This is a genomic window from Herbaspirillum sp. LeCh32-8 (assembly GCF_017814915.1).
Classification (GTDB): domain Bacteria; phylum Pseudomonadota; class Gammaproteobacteria; order Burkholderiales; family Burkholderiaceae_D; genus Herbaspirillum.
Genome location: NZ_JAGIPZ010000009.1, coordinates 18,587 through 39,315, shown reverse-complemented (window position 1 = coordinate 39,315; position 20,729 = coordinate 18,587). Strand labels below are relative to the sequence as shown.

At 65.5% G+C, this 20,729-nt stretch carries 13 protein-coding genes and 1 tRNA gene; 6 read left to right on the top strand and 8 right to left on the bottom strand.

The window, feature by feature from the left end; genetic code table 11:
• Positions 1–108 precede the first annotated feature (108 nt).
• From J8I26_RS15870 to J8I26_RS15860, 3 genes are read left to right on the top strand one after another with little or no spacing between them, the layout of a single operon-like run.
• Positions 109–1,269, top strand: coding sequence for an ATP phosphoribosyltransferase regulatory subunit (locus J8I26_RS15870; RefSeq protein WP_209608083.1), 1,161 nt, complete (start codon positions 109–111; stop codon positions 1,267–1,269).
• A 2-nt stretch (positions 1,270–1,271) separates the two neighbouring features.
• Positions 1,272–2,585: an adenylosuccinate synthase gene (locus J8I26_RS15865; protein WP_209608082.1), complete on the top strand. Its 1,314-nt coding sequence runs from the start codon at positions 1,272–1,274 to the stop codon at positions 2,583–2,585.
• A 43-nt stretch (positions 2,586–2,628) separates the two neighbouring features.
• Positions 2,629–3,165, top strand: a complete 537-nt coding sequence (locus J8I26_RS15860) for a phosphoribosyltransferase family protein (RefSeq protein WP_209608081.1) — start codon at positions 2,629–2,631, stop codon at positions 3,163–3,165.
• 102 nt (positions 3,166–3,267) lie between these two features.
• Here the strand turns inward: J8I26_RS15860 and J8I26_RS15855 are convergent, their stop codons facing one another.
• On the bottom strand, positions 3,268–4,353 hold the full coding sequence (locus J8I26_RS15855) for an SDR family oxidoreductase (RefSeq protein WP_209608080.1): 1,086 nt from the start codon (positions 4,351–4,353) through the stop codon (positions 3,268–3,270).
• Between the two features lie 60 nt (positions 4,354–4,413).
• On the bottom strand, positions 4,414–5,595 hold the full coding sequence (locus J8I26_RS15850) for an MFS transporter (protein ID WP_209608079.1): 1,182 nt from the start codon (positions 5,593–5,595) through the stop codon (positions 4,414–4,416).
• A gap of 189 nt (positions 5,596–5,784) precedes the next feature.
• Between J8I26_RS15850 and J8I26_RS15845 the strand changes: the two genes are divergently transcribed.
• The 3 genes from J8I26_RS15845 (at position 5,785) to pbpC (ending at position 14,927) form a co-directional block, all read left to right on the top strand.
• Positions 5,785–6,666, top strand: coding sequence for a LysR family transcriptional regulator (locus J8I26_RS15845; RefSeq protein ID WP_209608078.1), 882 nt, complete (start codon positions 5,785–5,787; stop codon positions 6,664–6,666).
• A gap of 100 nt (positions 6,667–6,766) precedes the next feature.
• Entirely contained in the window at positions 6,767–12,664 is a 5,898-nt protein-coding gene (locus J8I26_RS15840; protein WP_209608077.1) for an Ig-like domain-containing alpha-2-macroglobulin family protein, read from the top strand.
• A gap of 31 nt (positions 12,665–12,695) precedes the next feature.
• Positions 12,696–14,927 (top strand): penicillin-binding protein 1C, encoded by a 2,232-nt coding sequence (gene pbpC, locus J8I26_RS15835; protein WP_209608076.1) that lies wholly within the window; start codon positions 12,696–12,698, stop codon positions 14,925–14,927.
• A gap of 293 nt (positions 14,928–15,220) precedes the next feature.
• Here the strand turns inward: pbpC and J8I26_RS15830 are convergent.
• The 6 genes from J8I26_RS15830 to J8I26_RS15805 all read right to left on the bottom strand — a co-directional run bounded on the left by J8I26_RS15830 (position 15,221) and on the right by J8I26_RS15805 (position 20,615).
• Positions 15,221–15,305 (bottom strand) — tRNA-Leu (locus tag J8I26_RS15830).
• 625 nt (positions 15,306–15,930) lie between these two features.
• The gene (locus tag J8I26_RS15825) at positions 15,931–16,656 is read right to left on the bottom strand and encodes an ABC transporter ATP-binding protein (protein ID WP_209608075.1); all 726 of its coding nucleotides are present in this window, start codon (positions 16,654–16,656) and stop codon (positions 15,931–15,933) included.
• Positions 16,653–17,414 carry an ABC transporter ATP-binding protein gene (locus J8I26_RS15820; RefSeq protein WP_209608074.1) on the bottom strand — a complete coding sequence of 254 codons (762 nt, stop codon included), beginning with the start codon at positions 17,412–17,414 and terminating at the stop codon, positions 16,653–16,655. Before J8I26_RS15820 ends, J8I26_RS15825 begins: the two co-directional genes overlap by 4 nt.
• Positions 17,414–18,298 carry a branched-chain amino acid ABC transporter permease gene (locus J8I26_RS15815; RefSeq protein ID WP_209608073.1) on the bottom strand — a complete coding sequence of 295 codons (885 nt, stop codon included), beginning with the start codon at positions 18,296–18,298 and terminating at the stop codon, positions 17,414–17,416. Before J8I26_RS15815 ends, J8I26_RS15820 begins: the two co-directional genes overlap by 1 nt.
• A 4-nt stretch (positions 18,299–18,302) precedes the next feature.
• Entirely contained in the window at positions 18,303–19,184 is an 882-nt protein-coding gene (locus J8I26_RS15810; protein WP_209608072.1) for a branched-chain amino acid ABC transporter permease, read from the bottom strand.
• Between the two features lie 273 nt (positions 19,185–19,457).
• Positions 19,458–20,615 carry an ABC transporter substrate-binding protein gene (locus J8I26_RS15805; protein WP_209608071.1) on the bottom strand — a complete coding sequence of 386 codons (1,158 nt, stop codon included), beginning with the start codon at positions 20,613–20,615 and terminating at the stop codon, positions 19,458–19,460.
• Positions 20,616–20,729: the final 114 nt, after the last annotated feature.

Genomic DNA, 20,729 nt, shown 5'->3' with positions numbered 1-20,729 from the left:
AGGATGTTCAACCGCCCCGGTTTTTCGTCCGGACTCCCCAAAGCGTTGTAGGATGCGCGATTGCCGGACCGACCGTCCTGTTTTTTTTTCTGAATTATCTTTTTGTCTATGCCTAATTGGCTTCTTCCTGAAAACATTGCCGACGTCTTGCCGTCCGAAGCGCGCAAGATCGAGGAACTGCGCCGCCGGCTGCTCGACAATTTCCGCCTCTACGGCTACGAAATGGTCATGCCGCCGCTGCTCGAATACCTGGAATCGCTGCTGACCGGCGCCGGCCAGGACACCGACCTGCGCACCTTCAAGCTGGTGGACCAGTTGTCCGGCCGCACCCTGGGCGTGCGCTCCGACATGACCACCCAGGTGGCGCGTATCGATGCCCACCTGCTCAATCGTGCCTCGGTGACCCGCCTGTGCTACGCCGGCAGCGTGCTGCATACCCGGCCGACGGGCTTGCACGCCACCCGCGAACCGATCCAGATCGGCGCCGAGATCTACGGCCATGCCGGCATCGAAGCCGACGCCGAGATCCAGGAACTGGCCCTCAATTCGCTGGCCCTGGCCGGCATGCGCACCATCCGCCTGGACCTGTGCCACGTCGGCGTGCTGCGCGCCATTATCGCCAACGACCCGGCCGCCAAGCGCCAGGAAGCGCAATTGTTCGGCCTGCTGGAAGCCAAGGACGTGCCGGGCCTGCAAGAGATCACCGCCGCCTATCAGGAAGGCACGCGCAAGGCGCTCCTGGCCTTGCCCAACCTGTACGGCGACATCTCGGTCATCGCCCGCGCGCGCATCACCTTGCCGGCACTGCCGGGCATCGCCCAGGCGCTCGATGAGCTGCAGGCGCTGGTCGAGCTGGCCGCCGGCCATGAAGGCGCGGCCGTCACCATCGATCTGGCCGACCTGCGCGGGTATCATTACCACAGCGGCGTGATGTTCTCCGCCTATGTGCCGGGCCTGCCCAATGCGGTGGTGCGCGGCGGCCGTTACGACCACGTCGGCGAGGCCTTCGGCCGCGCGCGTCCGGCCACCGGCTTCTCGATGGACCTGCGCGAGCTGGCCCGCCTGATGCCGGGCGCCGAAAGAAAAACCGCAATTCGCGCCCCGTGGGGCACCGAAGCCGGTCTGCGTGAGAAAATAGCGCAATTGCGCCAGGCGGGAGAGATCGTGATCCAAAGCCTGCCGGGCCACGAAAACGATCAGGACGAATTCGACTGCGACCGCGCCGTCGAATTCAGCAATGGAAACTGGATTATCAAAAACTTGGGTTGATCATGTTACAGAACAGCAATGCAAAGAATGTCGTCGTCATCGGTACGCAATGGGGCGATGAAGGTAAGGGCAAAATCGTCGATTGGCTGACCGATCACGCGCAAGGCGTGGTGCGCTTCCAGGGCGGCCACAACGCCGGCCACACGCTGGTCATCGGCGGCAAGAAGACTGCGCTGCAACTGATCCCCTCGGGCATCATGCGCGAAGGCGTGGCCTGCTACATCGGCAACGGCGTGGTGCTGTCGGTGCCCGACCTGTTGCGCGAGATCGACAAGCTGGAAGCCGCCGGCGTGGAAGTGTGCTCGCGCCTGAAGGTGTCCGACGCCTGCCCGCTGATCCTGCCGTATCACGTGGCGCTGGACGTGGCGCGTGAAGCCGCCCGCGGCGACGCCAAGATCGGCACCACCGGCAAGGGCATCGGCCCGGCCTACGAAGACAAGGTGGCGCGTCGCGCCATCCGCGTGGCCGACCTGCTCAACGAAAAGCGCTTCGCCGAGAAGCTGCTGGCCAACCTGGACTACCACAACTTCGTCCTGACTCACTATCTGAAGACCCAGCCGGTGGACTACCAGAAGACCCTGGACGACGCGCTGGCCAATGTGCCGCGCATCAAGCCCATGGTCACCGACGTCTCCAGCGACCTGTACGCCGTGCACAACGCCGGCGGCAAGATCCTGTTCGAAGGCGCGCAGGGCAGCCTGCTGGACGTCGACCACGGCACCTATCCGTTCGTCACCTCGAGCAACTGCGTGGCCGGCAACGCGGCCGCCGGCGCCGGCGTGGGCCCGGGCATGCTGCACTACATCATGGGCATCACCAAGGCCTACACCACCCGTGTGGGTTCCGGTCCGTTCCCGGCCGAACTGCCGACCGACGCCGACGTGGGCAAGCACCTGGCGACCGTGGGCCACGAATTCGGCACCGTCACCGGCCGTGCGCGCCGCTGCGGCTGGTTCGACGCCGCGCTGCTCAAGCGCTCGGTGCAGATCAACGGCGTGTCCGGCATGTGCCTGACCAAGCTGGACGTGCTGGACGGCATCGAGTCCCTGAAGCTGTGCACCGGCTACAAGTTGAACGGCAAAACCGTCGACATCTTCCCGGTCGGCGCTGAAGAAGCTGCTGCCTGCGAGCCGATCTACGAAGAAATGCCGGGCTGGTCCGAGACCACCGTCGGCGCCAAGTCGATGGACGCGCTGCCGGCCAACGCACGCGCTTACATCAAGCGCATCGAAGAGCTGGTGGGCGTGCCCATCGACATGATCTCCACCGGCCCTGACCGCGAAGAGACCATCGTCCTGCGCCACCCGTTCAAGTAATCCGTATCAAGCAACACGAGCAACAAGAAGCAAGAAACACAACATGAAGATCTCTGATGACAAAGACCTGTGGGTCTCCTGGGAAGGCTACAACCGCCTGATCGAGCGTCTGGCGTTGAAAGTCTATGAGTCCGGCTACCAGTTCGACCAGGTGCTGTGCCTGGCGCGCGGCGGCCTGCGTCCGGGTGACGTGATGTCGCGCATTTTTGATGTCCCGCTGGCGATCCTGTCGACCAGCTCCTACCGCGAAGCCGCCGGCACCATCCGCAGCTCGCTGGACATCGCCAAGTACATCACCATCACCAAGGGCACCCTGGGTGGCCGCATCCTGCTGGTGGACGACCTGGTCGATTCCGGCGTGACGCTGCAAAAGGTGATGGTGCACCTGAAGGAGCATTACCCGTCCGTCACTGAGATCAAGAGCGCCGTGGTGTGGTGGAAGGCTTGCTCGGTCGTGGAGCCGGATTACCACGTCGACTACCTGGCGACCAACCCGTGGATCCACCAGCCGTTCGAAGACTACGACGGTCTGGGTCCGCATCAGCTGGCCGCATGGATCAAGAAGGGCGGCGCGGCTTAAGCGCTTGCCGTTTCCTTCGTTCCAATGAAAAAAGAGCTTGCCGCGGCAAGCTCTTTTTTTATGCCTTGCTTCTTGCGTCGCCTGCTAGCGCGCATACAGCGCTTACGACCAGGGGATGATCTTGCGCGCGCGGAATTCGTCGAACAGGCGATAGAACATGCGCTCGGTCTCCACATAGTCATGGAAGCCGAAGCGGCGCGCCTTGCTGCCGTCGCCGAACATGTCGTAGTCCCACGAGAACACGAAGTCGGCGAAGCCCCATGAGGACAGCGATTCGTAGGCATGCGGCGCCAGCGCATGCGCCTCGGCGATGCGTTGCCACAGCGGCGCCTTGTCGCTCATCACGTCGGCCAGGTTCAGCGGCAGCGGCGGGCCGACCTCCATGCCGAAGTAATGCGCGATCTTCGGCCACATCTCGCTCCAGCGGAAGAGGTCGCCGTTGCCGATATTGAAGGCCTGGTTGGCACCGGCTTCGCTGGTGGCCGCCCATACTGTAGCCTTGGCCAGCAGGTCGGCGTCGGTCATCTCCACCAGCTTGTCATAGGCACCGGGCTTGCCAGGGAAGCGCAACGGCAGGCCCAGCGCCTTGGACATCACCGCATACATGGCGATGGCCAACGCCAGGTTCATCGGATTGCCCAGCGCCGCGCCGCCCACCACGGCCGGGCGCATCGCCGACCAGTTCCAGCGCCGGGCGCATTCGCGTTGGCGCTGCTCCAGCCAGCGCTGCTGGTCGAACATGAACTCGGGCGGCATGAATTGCGCATCGGTTTCGCGCGCCGGCGTCTTGAACGGGCCGAGATGGCCGCCGTAGACCTTGTAGCCCTGCATCAGACTGACGTGGCGCAGGCCCGGCGCGCTCGCCTCGACCGCTTCCACCGTATGCTGCAGCATCGCCAGGTTGGGCGCCACCAGCTCGCTCCAGCTCGGACGATGCTGGTAGGCGGCATAGAACACATGCGTGACGTGCTCCAGCGGCGCCAGCCTTGCGCGCGCGTCGCCCGCATCCAGCAGGTCGACGGCGACGTGGCGCAGCTTGCCGTTCGCGCCGTCTTCACCGCCGCGGCGCGACAGGCCGATCACATCCCAATCCGGCAGCGTGACCAGGTGCTCGATCAGCCTGCTGCCGATGACGCCGTTGGCGCCGACCACCAATGCGGTCTGCTTGTTTGATCTCGTGATGGACATGAATCTCTCCTCTCGTGCTGCAGATAAAAAAATGCCCCGGTCTGGCCGGGGCGGTTGGCTTCAGCAGGCTTCGACGCCTTCGGTAGAACGTACGACAGCGTTCTTGCCATCCATCTTCCAGCTCACCAGCGCCACGGCGATGCCGGCAATCGGCAGCAGGGCGGCGACGTAGGGCACCGCGTGCAGGCCGGGGCCGTGGTCGATGGTCAGGCCGCCCAGCCAGGCGCCGGCGGCATTGCCCAGGTTGAAGGCGGCGATGTTGGCCGACGACGCCAGGTTGGGTGCGCCGGTCGCCTTTTCCAGCACGCGCATCTGCAACGGCGGCACGGTGGCGAAGGCGGCCATGCCCATCAGGCCGACGCCGATGATGGAGGCGATCTTGTGCTCATTGGTCAGGCCGAACAGCACCAGCACCACCGCCAGCGCCACCATGCTGCCGATCAGCGTGGCCATCAGTTTCTTGTCGGCCAGCTTGCCGCCCAGCAGATTGCCGATCACCAGGCCCACGCCGAACAGCAGCAGGATGGGCGAGACCGCAGCCGGCGGGAAGCCGCTGATATCGGTCAGGATCGGTGCGATATAAGTGAAGGCTGCGAACACGCCGCCGAAGCCCAGCACCGTCATCAGCAGTCCCAGCATCACCTGTGGACGGGCCAGCACGCGCAGCTCGCGGCCGAAGTCGGCTTCCTCGCCGCCTTGCGAGCGCGGCACCAGCAGCGCGGTGGCGGCCAGCGCGACCACGCCGATCACGGTCACCGCCCAGAACGTGGCGCGCCAGCCGTACATCTGGCCCAGCCAGGTGCCGAAGGGCACGCCCAGCACGTTGGCCACCGTCAGGCCGGTGAACATCAGGGCGATGGCGGACGCCTGCTTTTCCTTGGGCACCAGGCTGGTGGCAACCACCGAGCCGACGCCGAAGAACGCGCCGTGGGCGAACGAGGCGACCACGCGGCCGATCATCAGCGTGGCGTAGCCCGGCGCGATGGCACAGGCCAGGTTGCCGATGACGAACACCACCATCAACGCGATCAGCAGCGTCTTGCGCGGCAGGCGGCCGGTGGTGGCGGTCACCAGCGGGGCGCCGACGAACACGCCCAGCGCGTAGCCGGTCACCAGCAGGCCGGCCGAAGACAGGCTCACGCCCAGGTTGGCCGCCACCTCCGGCAACAGGCCCATGATCACGAATTCGGTGGTTCCGATCGCAAATGCGCTGATGGTCAGCGCCCAAAGTGCTATTGGCATTTCAATTCCTTCCCCGATGCCCGCAACGGGCAGGTCGCTTTAACTGGTTGAAAAGTTGATTAATTGGAACCTTGGTGAGGCGGCAAGCTTGAGCCGGATCGCTCTGCCAGCCATGGGAAGGATTGTGCCTGCGGACTTTGTTGAGAAAAATACCGTTAGAATCAAAGAATATTTGATCTGGAGTCAACGATGGCTATTCAATCGGAAGAGCTGCGCACCTTCGTCGCGGTGGTGGAGGCCGGCACGCTGTCGGCCGCCGCCGAGGTACTGGAGCAGACCACCTCGGGCGTCAGCCGCGCGTTGTCGCGGCTGGAGGAGAAGCTGGGCGCCAGCCTGCTCACGCGCACCACGCGCCGCATGGACCTGACCGAGGAGGGCCACGCCTTTCTGGAACAGGCGCGCAACATCCTGGCCGCCATGGAGACCGCCGAGGACACCGTGCGCATGCGCACCCAGAAGCCGGTCGGCAAGCTGCGGGTGGACGCCGCCGTCCCCTTCATGCTCCATTGCGTGGTGCCGCACGTGGGCGCCTTCCGCGAGGCCTATCCCGACATCGAGCTGGAGCTGAACACCAACGACCGCTTCATCGACCTGGTGGAGCAGCGCACCGACATCGCGATCCGCATCGGCGAGCTGCAGGATTCCACGCTGCACGCCAAGCCGCTCAGTTCGGCGCGCCTGAACATCGTCGCCAGTCCCGGCTATCTGGCGCGCTACGGCGAGCCGAGCTCGGTGGAGGAGCTGGAGCGCCACCGCCTGATCGGCTTCTCCCAGCCCGAGTCGCTGAACCAGTGGCCGCTGCGCCACGCCGGCGGCGATCGCTATCCGGTCAAGCCGGCGATCCGCGCCTCCAGCGGCGAAACCATCCGCCAGCTGGCGCTGCACGGGCAGGGCATTGCCTCGCTCTCCAACTTCATGTCGGACGCCGACATCGCCACCGGCCAGCTGGTCAAGCTGCTGGAGCCGGCCTATAGCGGCTACCAGCAAAAGATTTCGGCGGTGTACTACCGCAATACCCAGCTTTCTCGCCGCATCAGCTGCTTTCTCGATTTTTTGCAATGCAAGCTCTAGTCGCGCAACGTTTTGCCGTAATTCAAGTCTGAGCGCCAACGCCGTCGACAGGGGGGAACCGCCTGCGGCCGCACACAACAAGATCGATCCGGAGAACAAGATGAAGCAAACGGAGGCTGGCATGGCCACAGGCGGCAAGCAGATCAACATCTTCAAACAGGCATGGCAGGCATGGCGCAGCGGCCTGCTTGCATTGGGCATGGCCGCGGGGCTGGCGTTGCCGGCCGGTACGGCAACCGCCGCCAACGCCGGCGTGGTGTCGTTCTCGCCGCAGGGCGAGGTGGCGCGCATCCGCCAGGTGCGGGCGCGCTTTTCCGAACCCATGGTCAAGTTCGGCGACCCCAAGGCGGCGTCGCCCTTCGATGTGGATTGCAGCGTGGCCGGCACGTCGCGCTGGGCGGACGACAAGAACTGGGTCTTCGACTTCGAGCGCGACCTGCCCCCGGGCACCCGTTGCAGCTTCAATGTGCGCACCGGCATCAAGTCGGTTGCCGGGAACACGCTGGGAGGCAAGGGCCGCTTCCAGTTCAGCACCGGCGGTCCGGCCGTGGTCCGTGCGCAGCCCTACAACGAGTCGCAGATCGCCGAAGACCAGGCCTTCATCCTGTTCCAGAACGGCGCCGCCACCGAGGCCTCGGTGCGCGATCACCTGTATTGCGAGGCCGAGGGCATCAACGAGCGCATCCCGACCAAGGCCGTGGGCGCAGCCGATCGCAAGGCGCTGCTCAGCGAGTTCGCCAAGGGCGTCGACCCGGCCACCGTCACCATCGTGCAATGCCAGCAGCGCCTGCCCAACGAGGCGCACGTGAAGCTGGTCTGGGATCGCGGCATCGCCGCCGCCAACGCGCCGGCCGTCGTTACGTCGCAGCCGCAGGTGTTCAAGTTCCAGGTGCGCAGCGAGTTCAACGCCAGCTTCTCCTGCCAGCGCGAGAACGCCAACGCGGCCTGCTCGCCGATCCTGCCGGTGACGCTGTCGTTCTCCTCGCCGGTGCCGCGCAAGCTGGCCGAGCAGGTGACTCTCAACGCCACCACCGGCAAGATCAAGCCGACGCTGGACAGCAACCAGGGCGAGTCGGTGCGCGACCTGAGCTTCAAGCCGCCGTTCCCGGAAAAGTCCGACTTCACCATCACGCTGCCCAGCGGCTTCCAGGATGAGGACGGCCGCAGCCTGGGCAATGCCTCGTCCTTCCCGCTGAAGTCGGCGTTGGCCGATTTCCCGCCGCTGGCGAAATTCCCGGCCGCGCCGTTCGGCATCATCGAGCTCAATGCCGACCCGACGTTGCCGGTGACCTTGCGTCGGGTCGAGGCCGGCCTGCAGGTGCGCGGCAAGGATGGTCGCGCGTTGCCGGGCAAGGTGGCGGACCTGAAGGTCGACGGCAGCAACGGCGACAAGGGCGTGATCGCCTGGCTGACGCGCCTGAACAAGTACCACGAAAAATGGGGCGACCCGAAGAAGGTCGACTCGCGCAGCGTCAGCCTGCTCTCCAACGAGCCGGGCGCGAAGAAGCTCGACCTGCCGGCGCTGAAGGACGCCAAGGACGGCGAGTGGCCGTTCGAGGTGATCGGCATTCCGCTGAAGGATCCGGGTTTCTACGTGGTGGAGCTGGAGTCACAGAAGCTGGGTGCATCGCTGCTGGGCAAGCCGCAGCCGATGTACGTGCGCACCAGCGCGCTGGTCACCAACATGGCGGTGCACGTGAAGCTGGGCCGCGCCAACGGCGCCGTGTGGGTGACCCGTCTGGACAACGCCAGGCCGGTGGCTGATGCCGAAGTGCGCGTCTCCAACTGCGACGGCGTGCAGATCTGGCAGGGCAAGACCGACGCGCGCGGCGTGGCGGTGATGCCGGCGCTGGAAGACGCCTGCGCCAACCGTCCGTATAGCGCCGCCAACGCCGACAGCATCAACGGCCTGTTCGTCAGCGCGCGCAAGACCGACGAGAAGGGGCGTGCCGACATGGCCTTTGCCCTGAGCTCATGGAATGACGGCATCGAATCCTGGCGCTTCAACCTGCCCACCGACACCGACAAGGCCGCCACCACGCGCGCCACCACCGTATTCGACCGCAGCTTGTTCCGCGCCGGCGAGACGGTGTCGATGAAGCACGTGATCCGCACCGAGACCATGCAGGGCTTCGGCCTGGTGAAGAAGGAAGACCTGCCCACGCGGCTGCGCATCACGCACCAGGGCAGCGGGCAGGAGTACCAGTTCGCGCTGAACTGGCGCGGCAACAAGAGCGCCGAGACCAGCTTCCCCTTGCCCAAGGAGGCCAAGCTGGGCACCTACCAGGTCACGATGGACCAAGGCAAGGTCGAGGCCAACAGCCAGAGCGCCGGCAACAACGACAATGAGGAAGAACGCGGCTGGTACGGTCGCGGTACCTACTACACCGGCACTTTCCGGGTCGAGGAATTCCGCCTGCCGCTGATGCAGGGCCGCATCACGCCGCCCAAGGGCGCGCAGGTGGCAGTCAAGGAGTTGCCGCTGGATTTGCAGCTGAACTACATCAACGGCGGCGCCGCCAACCAGCAGGTGCGCGTGTCCAGCCTGCTGCGCGCGCGGTCGGTGAACATCGCCGGCTACGACGGTTTCTCGTTCGCGCCGCCGCGCGCGGACGACGACAGCAATGCCGACGACCAGAAGATCGTGGCCGACAAGCTGCCCGTGACGCTGGACAAGAACGGCGCCGGCCGCGCCGTGGTCGGCAAGCTGCCGGCCTCGCAACGTGCGCAGGAACTGCTGACCGAGATGAGCTACAACGATCCCAACGGCGAAGTGCAGACCATCTCCAGCGCCACGCCCCTGTGGCCGTCGGCGGTAGTGGTCGGCCTGCGCGCGGGCAACTGGATCTCGGTCAGGAAAAAGCTGACGCTGAGCGCCGTCACGCTGGATACCGCGGGCAAGCCGCAGGCCGGCGTGCCGGTGGAGATCAGCGGCACCGCGCGCCAGACCAACTCGCACCGCAAGCGCATGGTCGGCGGCTTCTATGCCTATGAAAACGACCAGAGCAGCAAGGACCTCGGCAAGCTGTGCTCGGGCAAGAGCGACCAGCACGGCATGTTCATCTGCGATATCGAGTTGGCTGAGCCGGGCAACGTCGACCTCGTCGCCTCCGCCAGCGATGCCAAGGGTAACGCAGCGCGCGCCTCGTCCTCGGTGTGGGTGACCGGTCGCGGCGAGCTGTGGTTCGACGGCGAGAACCAGGACCGCATCGACATCCTGGCCGAGAAAAAGAACTACCAGCCTGGCGAAACCGCCAAGTTCCAGGTGCGCATGCCGTTCCGCTACGCCACGGCGCTGGTGGCGGTGGAGCGCGAAGGAGTGATCGATACGCAAGTGGTGCAGCTGTCCGGCCAGGATCCCACCGTGAGCGTGCCGGTGAAGGCCGAGTACGGCCCCAACGTCTACGTCTCGGTGCTGGCGGTGCGCGGGCGCATGCGCGAGGTGCCGTGGTATTCCTTCTTTATCTGGGGCTGGAAGGAGCCGATCAACTGGTGGCATGAGTTCCGCGAATACCAGGGGCCGGGGCCCATCGTCGATCTCTCCAAGCCGGCATGGAAATACGGCATCGCCGAGATCAACGTCGGTGACGCCGGCCACAAGCTGCAGGTGACGGTAAGCACCGACAAGCCGAGCTATCCGATCCGCGCCACCGCCAAGGTGCAGGTGCAGGTCAAGCTGCCGGACGGCAAGCCGGCCGCCGGCGCCGAGTTCGCGCTGGCTGCAGTGGACGAGGCGCTGCTGGAGCTGCAACCCAACACCAGCTGGGACGTGCTGCACGCCATGCTGCAGCGGCGCAGCTACGGCGTCGAGACCTCCACCGCGCAGATGCAGGTGGTCGGCAAGCGCCACTACGGCAAGAAGGCCACGCCGGCCGGTGGTGGCGGCGGCCGCGCGCCGACGCGTGAGTTGTTCGACACGCTGCTGCTGTGGAAACCCAGCGTGGTGCTCGATGCCGAAGGGCGCGCCACGCTGGAGGTGCCGCTCAATGATGCGCTGACGTCGTTCCGCATCGTCGCGGTGGCCGAGAGCGGCACGGCGTACTTCGGCACCGGCAGCGTCAACATCCGTTCCACGCAGGACGTGCAGCTGATCTCCGGCCTGCCGCCGCTGGTGCGCGAGGGCGACAGCTTCAACGGCGCCGTCACGGTGCGCAACACCACCGCGCATGACATGAAGATCAAGGTGTCGGCGCGCGCCGGCGCAGGCGCGGCGGTCACTTCCGCAGCGACGGCATTGAACCTGCCCGAGCGCGAAGTCGCGGTGGCGGCAGGGCAATCGGCCGAAGTCGTGTGGCCGGTGCAGACGCCGGAAGGCGTGACCCAGCTGGCGTGGGAGATTTCCGCGCAAGAGCAGGGCGGGCAGCGTGCGAAGGACGCGATGAAGTTCACCCAGCGCGTGGCGCCCGCAGTACCGGTGACGGTGCAGCAGGCCACGCTGTTCCAGCTCGACAAGAGCGTCTCGCTGCCGATCTCGCAGCCGGCCGGCAACCTGCCGGGACGCGGTGGGCTGGCGGTGGCCTTGAAGCCCAGCCTGGCCGGCGGCAGCGAGGCGTTGACGCGCTACTTTGCCGACTATCCCTTCTCCTGCCTGGAGCAGAAAACCTCCAAGGCCATCGGCCTGCGCGATGAGGCCGGCTGGCAAAAGGTGGCGGCGGACCTGCCGACCTATCTGGACGGCGACGGCCTGGCCTACTACTTCCCACCCTCGGACAGCGGCGCGCGGCGCGGCAGCGATACGCTGACGGCCTACCTGCTGGCCGCCACCAGCGAAGCCGGCTACGCCATCCCGCAGGCCAGCCGCGACAAGATGCTGGACGGCCTGGCGAGCTTCGTGGAAGGGCGCATCACGCGCGACTTCTGGTCGCCGCAGAAAGACCTCGACGTGCGCAAGCTGGCCGCGCTGGAGGCGCTGTCGCGCTTCAACCGCGTGCAGCCGTCCATGCTCGGTTCGCTGCAGATCAATCCCAACCAGTGGCCGACCTCCGGCCTGCTGGACTGGGTCGCCGTCCTGCAGCGCGTGCCCGCCATTCCCGAGCGCCAGAAGAAGCTCGACGAGGCCGAGCAGATCCTGCGCGCGCGCCTGAACTTCCAGGGCACGCGCATGGGCTTCTCCAATGAAGAGGGCGACTACTGGTGGTGGCTGATGAGCAGCGGCGACGCCAACGCCAACCGCCTGATCCTGCTGGAGCTGAACAATCCTGCCTGGCGTGAAGACATGCCGCGCCTGGTGGCCGGCGCCATCAGTCGCCAGCAACGCGGTCACTGGGGCACCACCACCGCCAACGTCTGGGGCAGCCTCGCGCTGGAAAAATTCGCACGCAAGTTCGAGTCCGAACCGGTCACCGGCAGCACGCGGGCGACGGTGGAGCAGGGCGGCGCCAGCGTGGGTAGCCAAACTCTGGCGTGGGGTGGCGCGGCCAGCGGCGGCAAGCTGCAGTTGCCATGGCCCAAGGCCGATGGTGCGGCGGCGACGGCGCGCTTCACCCAGGAAGGCAGCGGCAGGCCCTGGGTGACGTTGCAGAGCCTGGCTGCGGTGCCGCTGAAGCAGCCGTTCTCCAGCGGCTACCGCATCGTGCGCAAGATCGAGGCGGTCGAGCAGAAGCAGGCCGGCGTCTACACCCGCGGCGACGTGCTGCGCGTGACGCTGGACATCGACGCGCAGACCGACATGACCTGGGTGGTGGTCAGCGATCCGGTGCCGGGCGGCGCCACGCTGCTGGGCTCGGGGCTGGGGCGCGACTCGGTGATCGCGCAGGGCAATCAAGACAAGCCACGCGACCGCGGCCTGGGCTGGATGGCCTACGAGGAGCGCAGCTTCGAGGCCTATCGCGCCTACTACGAATCCATGCCCAAGGGCCGCACCAGCATCAGCTACACCGTGCGCCTGAACAACGCCGGCGAGTTCAACCTGCCGCCGACGCGGGTGGAGGCGATGTATGCGCCCGAGATGTTCGGCGAGATCCCGAACCAGAAGATCGTGGTCAAGGCCGCACAATGAGCACGCCGGCATGCCAGCGAGGGCTTTCGCCATGAGGCTGCCGCGTACGCTGCTTGCGCTGGTCTTGGGCGCGGCGCTGCTGGCGCCCGTGGCCGCATCCGCCGTGCCCACGTTCGCCGAGGTGAAGCAGGATTTCCTGCCGTCCGAGGCCAGCCTCTACGACCGGCACGGCGAACTGCTGCAGCGCCTGCGCGTCAACATGGATGAGCGCAAGCTGGCCTGGGTGAAGCTGGAAGACGTATCGCCGGCCTTGCGCAATGCGCTGATTGCCTCCGAAGACCGGCGCTTCTACCAGCACAGCGGCATCGACTGGAATGCGGTGGCCGCCTCCGCCTGGGGCAATCTGTGGCACACCCGCACGCGCGGTGCTTCGACCATCACCATGCAGCTGGCCGGGCTGATTTATGACGACCTGCGCCGCAAGTCGTCGGCGCGCTCCATCACGCAGAAGGTGTCGCAGGCCTTCGTGGCGCAGGCCTTGGAGCGCTCCTGGCGCAAGGACCAGATCTTGGAGGCCTATCTCAACATGGTGGCGTTCCGGGGCGAGCTGGTGGGCGTGCATGCGCTGTCGCGCGTGATGTTCGGCAAGCATCCCAGCGGCCTGAACCAGAGCGAGGCGGCGATTGCCGTGGCGCTGATCCGCGCACCCAACGCCGCCCCGCGTCGCGTGGCCGAGCGCGCCTGCGCCATCCTCAAGGAAGAGGGTGCGCCGGAGCAATGCAACGGCATGGATGGCGCCACCGAGCTGGCGCTGGCGCGCGTGGCCGCGAAGCGTGATCTGCCGGGCGCCAGCGACGCGCCGCAGCTCGCGCCGCATCTGGCGCGCAAGCTGTTGAGCCGGCCCGGCCAGCAACTGCGGGCGACGCTGGACGCGCCCTTGCAGCGCTTCGTCACGCAGTCGCTGCGCCACCAGCTGGCAGGCCTGGCCGAACGCAACATCGAAGACGGCGCGGTGATCGTGATCGACAACGCCAGCGGCGAGGTGCTGGCCTGGGTCGGTTCCAGCGGCAGCCTGTCGGCCGCGGCCAATGTCGACGGTGTGGTGGCACAGCGCCAGGCGGGCTCGACGCTGAAGCCTTTCCTGTACGAGCTGGCGATCGAAAAGAAGTGGCTGACCGCGGCCTCGCTGCTGGACGACTCGCCGGTGAATCTGGCGACCTCGGCCGGGCTCTACATTCCGCAGAACTACGACAAGCAGTTCAAGGGGCTGGTCAGCCTGCGCACCGCACTGGGCTCCTCGCTCAATATCCCGGCCGTGCGCACCTTGGTGATGGTGTCGCCAGAGCGCTTCTTCCAGCGCCTGCAGACGCTCGGCTTCAACCTGCGCGAGGGCGGCGACTACTATGGTTACAGCCTGGCGCTGGGCAGCGCCGATGTCACGCTGGCCAACCTTGCCAACGCCTATCGCGCGCTGGCCAACCAAGGGCGCTATTCGCCGTTGCGCACGCGCCTGGATGAATCCGGCACCGCGCCGCACTTCACCCGCGCGATGGATGCCGACGCGTCTTATATCATCGGCGACATCCTGTCGGACCGCAGCGCCCGCGCACGTACTTTCGGCCTGGAAAACGCGCTCTCCACGCGCAGCTGGAGCGCGGTCAAGACCGGCACTTCCAAGGACATGCGCGACAACTGGGCGGTCGGCTATTCCGGCCGCTACACCGTGGGCGTGTGGGTGGGCAATGCCTCGGGCGCGCCGATGTGGGACGTCTCCGGCGTCACCGGTGCGGCGCCGGTGTGGCAGGAGGTGATGCAGTACCTGCATGCGCGCACACCGGGCGCGCCGCCGGCCAAACCGGCCGGCGTCGAGGCACGGGCGATTCGCTACGAGGACGAGGTCGAGGCGGCACGCACCGAATACTTCCTGCCGGGTACGGGGCAGTCCGAGATCATGATCGCCCGCGCGCGCGACATCCGGCCGGCGATCATGTATCCCACCGCCGGCATGCTGAGCGCGCTCGACCCGGATATTCCGCCGGCGCGCCAGCGCATCCGCTTCCGCGCGCAAGGCGTGCCGCCCGGCAGTCGTTGGGTATTGGACGGCAAGGCGATGCCGGAGGCGGTGATGAAAGCCGGGCAGCCGCATCTGCAGCGCATCGCCGCCAACAAGGCGCAGGAAGACCTGGCCTACGACTGGATGCCGTGGCCGGGCCGTCATGTGTTGAGCTTGCAGGACGCGAGCGGCAAGGAGTTGGACAGCGTGCGATTTGAAGTGCGCGGCGCGGTGGAGCGACCGCGTGGAGACGGGAAGACGAAACGCTAGGGGAGACGAGCCGGGGGATTTCCGGCTTATGCAAATACAGAGGCCGGTTGAGCATCATCGCTGAACCGGCCTTTGATATTGCGCGTCCGGAAAACGCAAAAGGTCGATTGATTTTCATCAATCGACCTTTTATGTTTTGGTGCCCACGGAGGGACTCGGTCACGTATCTCGACCCCGCCCGGCCTTGCAAGGCCGGGCTTTCGAGTCCCTCGCGCAAAGCGCGCAGGCGCTTTGCTCGTGAGCCCAAAAACGCAAAAGGCCGATTAACTTTCGTTAATCGACCTTTTATGTTTTGGTGCCCACGGAGGGACTCGAACCCCCACACCTCGCGGCACATGGACCTGAACCATGCGCGTCTACCAATTCCGCCACGTGGGCCTTCTGCACTGCGTTGCTGCTTGTTGCTGTGCTTGAAAGAGGCTGCATATTAAGGGTAATTCAGGAGGTGGTCAACAGCTAATTTGAATTTTTTACGAATTATTTTGCGGGGCATTCATGTCGACTGTTTTGGCGTTCATTTTCCTCCCGTCGTCATCCCGGCGAAGGCCGGGATCCAGTGGCGTTGGTGGTGTCCCAACGTCGGCTTAACGACACTGGGTTCCCGCTTTCGCGGGAACGACGAGCAGGGGCGTGGCTCGAGCGTGGGCCGGTTGTTGGCTATCTCCGCAGCGTCGTCCCTGCGAAAGCAGGGGCCCAGTGTCGTTCGTCGCGCCAGGGCAGGCGCCGATTCTCTGCCGCGCAAGAAACAGTGACCCAAAGACCGGCGCTTTTCATCGCATCTTTGCGTCAGCTTGACGACGCTGGGTTCCTGCTTTCGCAGGAACGACAAGCAGGGGCGTGGCTCAAGCGTGGGGTGGTGTTGGTCATCTCCGCAGCGTCGTCCCTGCGAAAGCAGGGGCCCAGTGTCGTTCGTCGTGCCAGGGCAGGCGCGGATTGTCTGCCGCGCAAGAAAAACGGCGACCGAAAAAGGCCGCCGTTTTTCATCACGCCTCGATCGCGCCGATCAACCGCCCAGGTAAGCCTCGACCACCTTGGGATTGCCCAGCAGGTTGGCGCCGGTGTCTTCCAGCACGATCTTGCCGGTCTCGAGCACATAGCCGCGTTGCGCGATGCGCAGCGCCTGGCGTACGTTCTGCTCCACCAGCAGCACGGTCATGCCGGTCTTGTTGATCTCCTGCACGATGCGGAAGATTTCCTGGATGATCAGCGGCGCCAGGCCCATCGACGGCTCGTCCAGCAGCAGCACTTTGGGCTTGGCCATCAGCGCCCGGCCGATCGCCAACATTTGCTGCTCCCCGCCGGAGAGGTTGCCCGCCAGGCCGGCGGCGCGGTTCTTCAGCACCGGGAAGAGCGAATAGACCCACTGCAGGTCGCGCGCCACGCCGTCCTTGTCACGGCGGGTATAGGCGCCCAGCGCCAGATTCTCTTCGACGGTCAGCGTGGTCAGCGTGGCGCGGCCTTCGGCCACCTGCACCACGCCGCCTTCGACGATCTTGTGCGGCGACTGCTGCGTCAGGTCCTGGCCGTTGAACAGCACGCGGCCGCGCTGCGCCTTTACCAGGCCGGAGATGGCCAAGAGCGAGGTGCTCTTGCCGGCGCCGTTGGCGCCGACCAGGGCGGTGATCTCGCCTTCGTTCAGGGTCAGGCTGATGCCCTTGACCGCCTCGATGTGACCGTAGGCGACCGCCAGGTCCTCGACCTGCAGGATGGGTTTGGTGTTGCCGGTCATGCTTCTTCCTTGCCGAGGTAGGCCTCGATCACTTCCTGATTGTTCTTGATCTGGTCCGGCGTGCCTTCGGCGATGATCTTGCCGAAGTTGAGCACGGCGATGCGCTCGCATAGGCCCATCACGAAGCGCATGTCGTGCTCGATCATGAAGATCGAGAAACCGCGCTGCTTGATGTTGACGATCTCGGCCATCAGTTCGGTTTTTTCCGACGGGTTCATGCCGGCCACGGGTTCGTCCAGCAGCAGCAGCTTGGGGCGGGTGGCCAGCGCGCGGGCGAACTCCAGCTTGCGCTGCTCGCCATAGGACAGGCTGTCGGCCAGCATGTGCGCCTTGTGCTCCAGGCGCACCCACGACAGCAGCTCCAGCGCGCGCTCGCGCGCTTCCTTTTCGACCTTGCGGAAGCCGCCGAGGTTGAACAGCATGCTGGCCACGCCGTAGTTGAGGTGGTCGTGCATGCCCACCACCACGTTTTCCAGCAGCGTCATTTCCTTGAACACGCGGATGTTCTGGAAGGTGCGCGCGATGCCGCGTTCGGTGATCTTGTGCGGAGCGACTTCGCCGATGTCTTCGCCGTTGAAGCTGATGCTGCCCGAGGAGGCGCGCAACAGGCCGGTGATGAGGTTGAACACGGTGGTCTTGCCGGCGCCGTTGGGGCCGATCAGGCCGAAGATCTCGCCTTCGTTGACGTTGAAGTTCACGCCCTGCAGCACCTGCAGGCCGCCGAAGTTCTTGCTGATCTGGTTGAGTTGTAACAGCATCACTTCACCTTCTTTCCGGCTTGTTCGGCATTGCGGCCGAGGAAGCCGCGGATGCGGCGAGGATCCCAGATGCCCTTGGGCAGGTACAGCACCACCAGGATCAGGATCAGGCCGTTGATGGCCAGGCGGAAGTCCTTGAAGTGGCGCAGCACCTCAGGCAGCAGCGACAGGATGGTCGAGCCGATCATCGGGCCGATCAGGTTGCTGGTGCCGCCGAAGACCGCCATGGTCAGGATGTCGACCGCGTTCTCGAAGCCGTAGTTGTTGGGGCCGATGGTGAAGGTGAAGTGGGCGTTCAGGCCGCCCGCCACACCGGCAATCGCCGCGCCGATCACGAAGGCCAAGAGCTTGTAGCCGGCCACGTTCACGCCCATCAGGCGCGCCGCCACTTCGTCTTCCTTGATCGCCTCGAAGGCGCGGCCGGTCTTGGAGCGGCGCAGGCGCGCCAGCGCGTAGATGGTCACGCCCAGGATCAGCACGATATGCCACCACTCGGTCAACGGCGGTACGCCGTTCAGGCCCATGGGGCCGCCGGTGATGTCGAGATTGAGCACGATCACGCGCACCACCTCGCCGAAGCCCAGGGTGGCCATCGCGAGGTAGACGCCGGACAGGCGCAGCGTCGGGATGCCGATCACCAGCGCCACCAGCGACGGCAGCACGCCGCCCGCGGCCAGCGCGATGGGCAGCGGCAGGTCGTACTGCATGGTCAGCAGCGATGCGGTATAGGCACCGATGCCCATGAACGCCGCGTTGGCCAGCGAGAGCAGGCCGCACGACAGCGTCACGTAGATCGACAGGGCCAGCATGGCGTTGACGCCGATGCTGAAAATGACTGTGTTGTAGGTGGCCCAGAAGCCATCCCACCATTCCATAAAGCTCATGGTCTTATGCCTTTCTTTCCAGCACTTTGCCAAACATGCCGGACGGCTTGACCAGCAGGATCAGGAACAGGAGGCCGAAGGCCACCGCGTCGCGGAAGTCGCTCGAGATATAGGCCACCGTCAGCACCTCGGCAAAACCGAGGAACAGGCCGCCGATCATCGCGCCGCGGATGTCGCCCATGCCGCCCAGGATGATCACGGCGATGCCCTTGTGCAGCATCGGCTGGCCCATGAAGGGCGAGATCGCGTTGAAGGACACGCCCACCAGCACGCCGGCAGCGCCGCCGAGAGCGGCGGCCGCGAACGAGGTCAGCAGGAACAGGCCTTCGACGTTGATGCCCAGCAGGTAGGCGGCCTTGGGCGACTCGGCGATGGCGCGCAGCGCGCGGCCGAGCTGGGTCTTGCGCATCACGCCCAGCAGCACCACCATCAGCACGAAGGCGATCACCACGATCGCCACCTGCACCGCAGTGATGTGCAGGTTGCCCAGGCTGACGCTTTCCTCGGGGATGGTGCCCACCGGGAAACGCTTGTTCTCGGCGCCGAAGATGCCCTGCGAAATGTTGGTGATCATGATGGCCACGCCGATGGTGGCGATCATCGGGATCAGGTGAGGTGCATTGCGCTTACGCAAAGGCTTCAGCACCAGCACGTCGACGATCAGGCCGATCAGGCCGGTGGCCACCATGGCCAGGATCAGCGCCAGCCAGAGCGGCAGCGCCATTTGCTCGACCAGCAGCAGGGCGGCATAGCTGCCCAGCATGAAGATCGCGCCGTGCGAAAGGTTGATCACGCCCAGCACGCCGAAGACCAGCGTGAATCCGAGCGCAAAGAGCGCATACACGCTGCCCAGCGAGAGGGCATTGATGAGCTGTTGTTCTAACATAGGGCCTGCATTAGGTGATGGGTTCGCTCTCGCGCCTGACGACTCCCTCGGCAGGCGGGCGATGATGCCCTGGTTACATCGACGGAGCCGCGGCCTTGCGCTGAATCGTGCGGGTCAGTCGACCCGGGCCTGTTCTGTCTTCCGTGCTGTGTGAACCGGATTGGCAGCCGGTAATGCTTGCGCGCCTCGGGCGCGGACATGGCCGCCAACGCGGCGGCCATGTCCGTACTTGCAGAGGAGAGCGGTGCTGCGAATGCCGAATCGCTTCGGCGATTACTTCAGCAGGACGAACTTGCCGCCCTTGGCGATGTTGACGATCGCTTCCTGGTCGGCGTCGTAGCCGACCTGCTTGCCGGCCACGGCCGGTGCAGCGCGGAAGGCGAACTTGCCGGTGGCGCCGTCGATCTTCACGGCCGGCAGCGCCTTGCGCAGCGCGTCGCGGTCGTTGGCCAGGTTGCCGGACAGCTTCACGTTCTTCAGCGCTTCCACCATGATGTACAGGGCGTCATACGCTTGCGCCGCGAACTGGTCAGGATCGGAACCGAACTTGGCCTTGTAGGCCGCGATGAAGGCCTTGTTGGCCGGCGTCAGGTTTTCCGACGACCAGGGGCTGCCCATCAGGGTGTTGTCGCCGGCGTCCTTGGCGATCTCGAACAGCTTCGGCGAGTTCAGGCCGTTGCCGCCGATGAAGGGCTGCTTCATGCCCAGCGCGCGGGTCTGCAGGATGATGTTGGCGGCTTCTTCGGCCAGGCAGGAGCAGACGATGGCGTCCGGGTTGCCGGCCTTGATCTTGGTCAGCTGGGCCTTGAAGTCGACGTCGCCCTTGGCATAGGCCTCGGTGGTGGTGGTCGGGATCTTCTGTTGTTCCAGGGTGGCCTTGAAGACGTCGTAGCCGGACTTGGTGAAGGCGTCGTCGTTACCGTAGATCACGGCGACCTTCTTGATGCCGAAGTGCTTCACGGCGGCCTTGACGGTGACGGGCAGCACGTCGGCTTCCATCACGGAGTTGCGGAAGGTGAACGGGCCCATCGCGGTGATGCCGTCAGCGGTGTTGCTGGTGCCGAAGGCCACGACCTTGGCGGCGTTGGCGATCGGGTCGGCGGCGAAGGCCGAGTTCGACAGGGTGGGGCCGAACACTGCCAGCACCTTGTCCTGGAAGATCAGTTTCTTGAAGACGTTGATGGCTTCTTCTTTTTTGCCTTGTTCGTCTTCGACGACCAGGGCCAGCTTGTTGCCGTTGACGCCGCCCTTGCCGTTGACTTCCTCGGCGGCCAGCGTGAAGCCGTTCTTGATGGCCACGCCGTACTTGGCGGCCGGGCCGGTCAGCGCTTCAGCGACGCCCAGCTTGATGTCGGCGGCGATGGCGCCGGTCGACAGGGTCGCGCCCAGCAGCAGCGCGGGAATGGTCTTGAGCATGGTATTGATTTGCATCGAGTTCTCTCCTCAGTTAGATATTTTGGAATCGACTGCCTCGACCCGCGCAGCCCGGCGCGAATGTTCACAGTGACTCCTTCATCGAGGATGATGCAAAAGGCGCCCGGGATA

Bases quoted from the DNA above. Each gene is read 5' to 3' on its own strand.
- J8I26_RS15870 (WP_209608083.1), top strand. From the start codon at position 109: ATGCCTAATTGGCTTCTTCCTGAAAACATTGCCGACGTCTTGCCGTCC.
- J8I26_RS15865 (WP_209608082.1), top strand. From the start codon at position 1,272: ATGTTACAGAACAGCAATGCAAAGAATGTCGTCGTCATCGGTACGCAA.
- J8I26_RS15860 (WP_209608081.1), top strand. From the start codon at position 2,629: ATGAAGATCTCTGATGACAAAGACCTGTGGGTCTCCTGGGAAGGCTAC.
- J8I26_RS15855 (WP_209608080.1), bottom strand. From the start codon at position 4,353: ATGTCCATCACGAGATCAAACAAGCAGACCGCATTGGTGGTCGGCGCC.
- J8I26_RS15850 (WP_209608079.1), bottom strand. From the start codon at position 5,595: ATGCCAATAGCACTTTGGGCGCTGACCATCAGCGCATTTGCGATCGGA.
- J8I26_RS15845 (WP_209608078.1), top strand. From the start codon at position 5,785: ATGGCTATTCAATCGGAAGAGCTGCGCACCTTCGTCGCGGTGGTGGAG.
- J8I26_RS15840 (WP_209608077.1), top strand. From the start codon at position 6,767: ATGAAGCAAACGGAGGCTGGCATGGCCACAGGCGGCAAGCAGATCAAC.
- pbpC (WP_209608076.1), top strand. From the start codon at position 12,696: ATGAGGCTGCCGCGTACGCTGCTTGCGCTGGTCTTGGGCGCGGCGCTG.
- J8I26_RS15825 (WP_209608075.1), bottom strand. From the start codon at position 16,656: ATGACCGGCAACACCAAACCCATCCTGCAGGTCGAGGACCTGGCGGTC.
- J8I26_RS15820 (WP_209608074.1), bottom strand. From the start codon at position 17,414: ATGCTGTTACAACTCAACCAGATCAGCAAGAACTTCGGCGGCCTGCAG.
- J8I26_RS15815 (WP_209608073.1), bottom strand. From the start codon at position 18,298: ATGAGCTTTATGGAATGGTGGGATGGCTTCTGGGCCACCTACAACACA.
- J8I26_RS15810 (WP_209608072.1), bottom strand. From the start codon at position 19,184: ATGTTAGAACAACAGCTCATCAATGCCCTCTCGCTGGGCAGCGTGTAT.
- J8I26_RS15805 (WP_209608071.1), bottom strand. From the start codon at position 20,615: ATGCAAATCAATACCATGCTCAAGACCATTCCCGCGCTGCTGCTGGGC.